The sequence below is a fragment of the Lysobacter sp. 22409 genome, from assembly GCF_052045105.1.
GTDB classification, from domain to species: domain Bacteria; phylum Pseudomonadota; class Gammaproteobacteria; order Xanthomonadales; family Xanthomonadaceae; genus Lysobacter; species Lysobacter antibioticus_B.
This window is the reverse complement of sequence record NZ_JBQEOE010000005.1, coordinates 57,996-64,470: the sequence shown is the minus strand read 5'-3', so window position 1 is coordinate 64,470 and position 6,475 is coordinate 57,996. Positions and strand designations below refer to the sequence as shown.

Here is a 6,475-nt window from a genome sequence, read left to right as displayed (position 1 = left end):
CGCGCTGCCCGGCTGCGCCGGTGGCCGAACGCCCGGCCATGCGCTTTGAAGCGATGTTTCAGGCGTGCTCTTCCTCCAGCGCGTCGCCGACCAGCCAGGGGCCGGCGCGGCCGTTCTCGATCAACACCTCCATGTCGAAGGTCGTGCGCATGCTCGGCGGATAGCCGATCAGCTCGGTCGCGCGGTTCGGCGGCAGCGGCTGGCTCATCGCGTCGCTCGACTCCCACACCACCACCGCGCCCCACAGGTTGTTGGCCGGGTCGGAGATCCAGAACTTGGAATGCATGCCGCGCACGTCTTCCCAGGGCGCAACGCCCTCCTCCCTCAGATAGTCGCGCATCGACTCTATGGTCTGGCTCGATTTGTCCAGGTTCCACCAACTGATCGTCGTTTTCATGTGGTCAACACTCTCTTTACGCTCGAAGCGATGATGTCCACGCCGCGGTGGGTCAGCAGGGACTCGGCATGGAACTGGATCGAGGCGAAGCTGGCGCCGCGCAATGCGTGCACTTCGTTCGACTCGGCATCGCGGCTGACCTCGATCAGGCTGTGGTCGCCGCGGGCGAACTGGCTGCTGTCGCACTTGGCGACATAGGTGTTGTAGAAGCCCACCAATTCGGGGCTGCCGAAGAAATCGATCTCGCGCTGCACGCCCTGGTTCGGCGAGGCGCGCTGGATCAGCTCCAGACCCAGTTCCAGGCACAGGATCTGGTGGCTCAGACACACCGCCAGGAACGATTTCTTCTCGGCGAGCAGGTGGCTCATCGCGCGGCGGATGCTGGCGATGCGCGGGTCGTCCATATTGCGCGGGTCGCCCGGGCCGGGGCCCATCACCGCCAGGTCCCAGTCGCCCTTGAACAGCGCCGGTTCGTCGAAGCGGCACATGGTGACGTCCAGGCCGATCGACTTGAGCTGTTGCGCCAGCATCGCGGTGAACGCGTCCTCGGCGTCGACCATCAACACCTTGCGCCCGCTCAACGCCGGGTCGATGCGAATGCGGTCGTCGGCATCGGACAGCCAGAAATCGGCGATGCCGCCGTTGCGCTGCTTCAGCGCCGCCTGCACGTCCGGGTCGAGCCCGAAGCTGGACTTGCGGCCGTGGCCGAGCGCGGCCAGCAAGGCCTTGGCCTTGGCGCGGGTTTCCGCGGCCTCCGAAGCCGGGTCGGAATGGCGCACGATGGTCGCGCCGACGCCGATGCGCATGCGCCCGCCGGCATCGATGTCGGCGGTGCGGATCAGGATCGCCGAGTCCATCATCGCCTGGCCGTTCGCGTCGCGACCGATCAGCGCGGCCACGCCGCCGTAGTAACCGCGGCCTTCCGGCTCGTGACGGGCGATGATCCGGCAGGCGTTCTCGATCGGGCTGCCGGTGACGGTCGGCGCGAGCAAGGTGTGGCGCAGAATCGTGCGCGGGTCGCTGGTCGTACGCCCTTCGATGAAATACTCGGTGTGGGCGAGCCGCGACATTTCCTTCAGATAAGGCCCGACCACCTTGCCGCCTTGCGGGCAGAAGTGGGCCATCATCTTCAGCTCCTCGTCGACCACCATGTACAGCTCGTCTTTCTCCTTGGCATCGGCGAGGAAACCCATCACCCCCGACAACGACGGCCCCGATGGCGGATAGCGGTAGGTGCCGCTGATCGGGTTCATCGTCGCCACGCCGTCGCGCAGGCTGACCTGGCGCTCCGGGCTGGCGCCGATGAAGGTGCGCTCGCCGGTGTGGACGATGAAGGTCCAGTAGGCGCCGACTTCCTCCTGCACCAGGCGGCGGAACGCAGCCAGCGCGACGCGCAGCGAATAGCCGCTGATGTCGGCGATGAAGGTCCGTTTGAGCACAAAGTTGGAGCCCTCGCCGCGGCCGATCTCGTCGGCGACGATCCGCCGCACCTTGTCGGCGTAGGCCTCGTCGTCAATGTCGAACTCGCCGCCGGCCAGCTCGATCGGGGCGGCGGCGATGGTCTTCAGGGCTTCTTCGACGGAAACGCGCTCACGCTGATGGATCGTCATGACTTGCAGACGCTGGCCATCGTCGACGGACGCGAAACCGCGCTCGCGCAATTGTCCGTAGGGAATCAGTACCAACACTTCCTCGCCGACGGTTCCCGCGTCGGCCAGCGGAATCGATTCGAGCGTATCGAACTGGCCCATCTCGCCGGCGAACACGTCCAGCATGTCCTGGACGTCCGACTGCGGACGGAACAGCAGCGCGAACGCGGCTTTGCCGGTATTACCCGCGACGATGTCGCGCAGCAATGGGGTAGTCATGCGGCCACCTGTTCCGAGGTCACCACGACGGCGCAGCAGCGCGCGGCGTACTCGAGCGCCATCAGGTGACGTTCCAGGGAGAAATCGGCGACGGCGTCGCCGACCACGAAGGTTTCGATATCGTTGGAAAAGGCTTCGACCGCGGTCATCAGCACGCCGATGTGGGCGTAGACGCCGCAGATGATCAGTTGGTCGCGGCCGGCTTCGCGCATGCGCTTGAGCAGGTCCGACTTCCAGAACGCGCTGTAGCGCCACTTGGTCAGCGACCAGTCGCCCTCGATCGGGCTGAGCTCGTCCACCACGTTGCGGTCGACCGGGTCGACTTGCATGCCGCTGCCCCAGAAGTCCTTGAGCAGTCCGCGCTCTTCGGCGGTCATGCCGCCCGGCTGCGCGGTATAGGCCACCGGAATGCCGAGCGCCTGGCAGCGCCTGCGGATCGAAGCGGCATTCTTGACCAGCACCGAGCCCAGCCCTTCGGACGGGATCGGACGCAGGAAATAACGTTGCATGTCGTGCACCAGCAGCACCGCGCGATCGGGATCGATCTTCCAGCTCGCGATGTTGGCGGGAAGCTGGGCGGAGGTCGGCATCGCATAAGGCTGGATCTTGGGAATACCGGTCATGGTTGCTTCCATCGTCTCGGGCGTAACACCCTTCGTGGCGGTTGCCGCGGCGGAGCGAGCGCTGCCGCAGCTTGGGATTCGTAGCCCGCGCGCAGCCGCCGCCGACGGCGCGCAGGCGCGGTACGCGAAGACACGGCGGTCGTTCGCGGCGTTCGGGTTGGGCAGCGCGTGCTAGCTGCTGCGAGGGGCGGTCGCGCGGACGCGACCGCCCCTCGCGCTCACAGCGAACCGCCCATCGCCTGCAAGCGCGGCGCGATCGGCCGCGCCGACGGCGTGGCGCGGCTGGCGGAGACGATCAGCATCGACAGCTCCAGGGACTGTTCGTAGTTCAGGCGTGGATCGACCGCTGTCTTGTAGGCGCGGCTAAGGTCGGCCTCGGCCAGGTCGCGTGCGCCGCCCAGGCATTCGGTCACGTCCTCGCCGGTCAGCTCCAGATGCACACCGCCCAGACGCGTGCCTTCGGCGGCGTGGATATCGAAGGCCAAGTCCAGCTCGCCGCGGATATTGTCGAAACGGCGGGTCTTGTAGCCGTTGCCCACACTCTCGGTGTTGCCGTGCATCGGATCGGCGACCCACAGCACCCGGCGACCGGCCTGCCGCACCGCCTTGAGCAGGCCCGGCAAGGCATCGGCGATGCGGCTCTTGCCCATGCGCGTGATCAGGGTCAAACGACCCGGTTCTTCGTAGGGATTGAGCACGTCGATCAGGCGCAGCAACTCGTCGGGCTTGGTGGTCGGGCCGACTTTCACCGCGATCGGGTTGCCGATGCCGCGGAACAGCTCGACGTGGGCGCCGTCCAGCGCGGCGGTGCGCATGCCGATCCAGGGCAAATGCGTCGACAGATTGAACCAACCGCCGCGTTGCGGCACGCGCCGGGTCAAGGCGGCCTCGTAGGGCAGCAGCAGGGCTTCGTGCGAAGTGTAGAAGCCGGTATGCATGCGGCTGTCGACGAACTGCCCGCCGACGGTTTTCATGAAACGCAGCGAGTCGGCGATTTCCTCGACCACGCGCTTGTATTCGATGGCACGCGGCGAGTGCTCGACCCAATCGAGTTTCCAGTACTCCGGATGATGGATGTCGCCGAAGCCGCCATCGACCATGGCGCGGGTGAAATTCAAGGTCAGCGCCGAGTGGGCGTAGGCCTCGAACATGCGGTTCGGGTCGGGGCGGCGCGAGGCTTCGTCGAAATCGGCGCCGTTGACGATGTCGCCGCGGAAGCTCGGCAGCGACACGCCGTCGCGCGTTTCCTCGTCGCTGGATCGCGGCTTGGCATATTGACCGGCGAAACGGCCGACCCGGATCACCGGCTGCTTCAGGCCGTGCGCCAGGACGATGCTCATCTGCAACAGCACCTTGAGGCGGTTGGCGATGATCTCGCTGGTGCAGTCGACGAAGCTCTCGGCGCAATCGCCCCCGTGCAGCAGGAAGCGGCGCCCTTCCTGCGCTTCGGCCAGCGCCCTCTTCAACTTCAGCACTTCCAGCGAGGTCACCAGCGGCGGCAATCGCGCCAGCCGGTCGGTCGCCTTGGTCAGTTCCCCATCCGCCGCGTACTGGGGTTGCTGCTGCGCCGGACGCTGTTGCCAGGTCTGCGGCGACCAATCGTCCTCGTTTCTGACTACGCTCAACGGTCGAAACATGGATTCATCTCCCCACTAGGTTTGAGTGCCGGCACGCGATCAGTTCGCGTCGATCCCTGCATGCGAGCTTCTGTATCTGGCGCTGCACGCCATGGCGCCGATTGCGACGCGCCGTATATCGAGTGCGCGCCGAATCCGTCGCCCCATCCGTGTCGATGGGAATGCCACAAACCCCGCTGCTCGAACCGCGTCTTTCCTCGCTCGAATACAGCTCGCGACTTCCAGCAGTGAAGGCAAATTATCAGATGGAAAATGAGGGTTTAACCGTAGAAAGTACGTAACCGACATCGATGCGATCGATGTAGATTTGCAGCCGCCGGGCAGACTCATCGCGCGGTATGTACGGCACTTCATCGCAGTTTCCGATTTAGTGTGAGCGTTATCGTTTTTTTATTTTGATCAACGCACCGACGTTGTCCGGACCGCGCCTTGATAGCGTCCGCAAAGTCTCATAAACGAATCCGATGTTCGCAGGGGGGCGGTCATACATCGGACTTGTTGCGGCGTTTCAATCAACGGCTGAGCGGTTCCGCGCGTCGCATCGACTATCCCATCCCGGTTGGGCGATTCGCCCTTCGCCAGTGCCATCCGCGCTTGTTTGCGCATAACCACTCCAGGAGTGCATATGACTGAGAATAACCGTGCCGGCGCCGTACCCTTGTCGTCGATCCTGCTGCAGATGATCACCGGCTATTGGGTGACTCAATCGCTCTACGTCGCCGCCAAGCTCGGCATCGCCGACCTGGTCGCCGATGCGCCGAAGTCCATCGAAGAGCTGGCGGCGAAGACCGGCGCCAAGGCGCCGCTGCTCAAGCGCGTGCTGCGCACCATCGCCAGCATCGGCGTGTTCACCGAAACCCAGCCGGGCATCTTCGGCATCACTCCGCTGGCCGCGTTGCTGCGCAGCGGCACCCCGGACTCGATGCGCCCGCAGGCGATCATGCACGGCGAGGAGCAGTACCGCGCCTGGGCCGACGTGCTGCACAACGTGCAGACCGGCGAGACCGCGTTCGAAAAGGAGTTCGGCACCAGCTACTTCGGCTATCTGGCCAAGCATCCGGAGGCCGACCGCGTTTTCAACGAAGCCCAGGCCGGCTACACCAAGCAGGTCGCTCACGCCGTCGTCGACGCTTACGACTTCTCGCCGTTCAAGACCGTCATCGACATCGGCGCCGGCTACGGCCCGCTGCTGTCGGCGATCCTGCGCAGCCAGCCCGAGGCCCGCGGCATCCTGTTCGATCAACCGCACGTGGCCGAAGCCGCCGGCAAGCGCCTGGCCGAAGCCGGCGTCGGCGATCGCTGCGGCACGGTCGGCGGCGACTTCTTCGTCGAAGTGCCCGCGGACGGCGACGTCTACATCCTGTCGCTGCTGCTGCACGATTGGGACGACGAGCGCAGCATCGAGATCCTGCGAAATTGCCGGCGCGCGATGCCGGCGCACGGCAAGCTGCTGATCGTCGAGCTGGTGCTGCCCGAAGGCGAGGAACCCTTCTTCGGCAAGTGGCTCGACCTGCACATGCTGGTCCTGCTCGGCGCCCAGGAACGCACCGCCGACGAGTTCAAGACGCTGTTCGCCGCGTCGGGCTTCGCCTTGGAGCGCGTCCTGCCGACCGCATCCGGCCTGAGCATCGTCGAAGCGCGTCCGATCTGATCGCATCGTCCGGCCATGCGCCGGATTACTCGCATGCAGCCGGCCGCCGATGCGGCCGGCTGCATGTCGTTACAGTTGCTACCTAATCGCATCTTGACGACTTAGTGCCGCGTGTTTGGACCGCCGTGCGCAACGCTCTGTCTGCATAGCGATCGCGCTGCGACGGGCTTGCAAGGTTTCGTTCAAGCAAGATCCAGATCCACATCCAGATCAAACGCCAAGAGCTTCCGCCACTAAAGCGGCGGGTTACTTTCTTTTGTCATAAGCAACAAAAGTCCGTCTGGATTCCCTTCGGTCAA

Annotated in this window: 5 protein-coding genes; 1 reads left to right on the top strand and 4 read right to left on the bottom strand. The window is 65.1% G+C overall.

The genetic code is table 11. The features are described from left to right. Nucleotides 1-58 precede the first annotated feature (58 nt). The 4 genes from ACTJJK_RS04135 to ACTJJK_RS04120 all read right to left on the bottom strand — a co-directional run bounded on the left by ACTJJK_RS04135 (nucleotide 59) and on the right by ACTJJK_RS04120 (nucleotide 4,525). The gene (locus tag ACTJJK_RS04135) at nucleotides 59-397 is read right to left on the bottom strand and encodes a hypothetical protein (protein WP_036147925.1); all 339 of its coding nucleotides are present in this window, start codon (nucleotides 395-397) and stop codon (nucleotides 59-61) included. Then, nucleotides 394-2,265: an anthranilate synthase family protein gene (locus ACTJJK_RS04130; protein WP_031370581.1), complete on the bottom strand. Its 1,872-nt coding sequence runs from the start codon at nucleotides 2,263-2,265 to the stop codon at nucleotides 394-396. The genes ACTJJK_RS04135 and ACTJJK_RS04130 overlap by 4 nt, the downstream gene beginning before the upstream one ends. Beyond that, on the bottom strand, nucleotides 2,262-2,888 hold the full coding sequence (locus ACTJJK_RS04125) for an isochorismatase family protein (protein WP_057918506.1): 627 nt from the start codon (nucleotides 2,886-2,888) through the stop codon (nucleotides 2,262-2,264). The genes ACTJJK_RS04130 and ACTJJK_RS04125 overlap by 4 nt, the downstream gene beginning before the upstream one ends. A 218-nt stretch (nucleotides 2,889-3,106) precedes the next feature. Then, nucleotides 3,107-4,525, bottom strand: a complete 1,419-nt coding sequence (locus tag ACTJJK_RS04120) for a class II 3-deoxy-7-phosphoheptulonate synthase (protein ID WP_440729544.1) — start codon at nucleotides 4,523-4,525, stop codon at nucleotides 3,107-3,109. Nucleotides 4,526-5,150: 625 nt separating this feature from the next. On the opposite strand from ACTJJK_RS04120, the gene ACTJJK_RS04115 reads away from it, so the two are divergent. Continuing rightward, nucleotides 5,151-6,176, top strand: a complete 1,026-nt coding sequence (locus tag ACTJJK_RS04115; protein ID WP_440729543.1) for a methyltransferase — start codon at nucleotides 5,151-5,153, stop codon at nucleotides 6,174-6,176. Nucleotides 6,177-6,475: the final 299 nt, after the last annotated feature.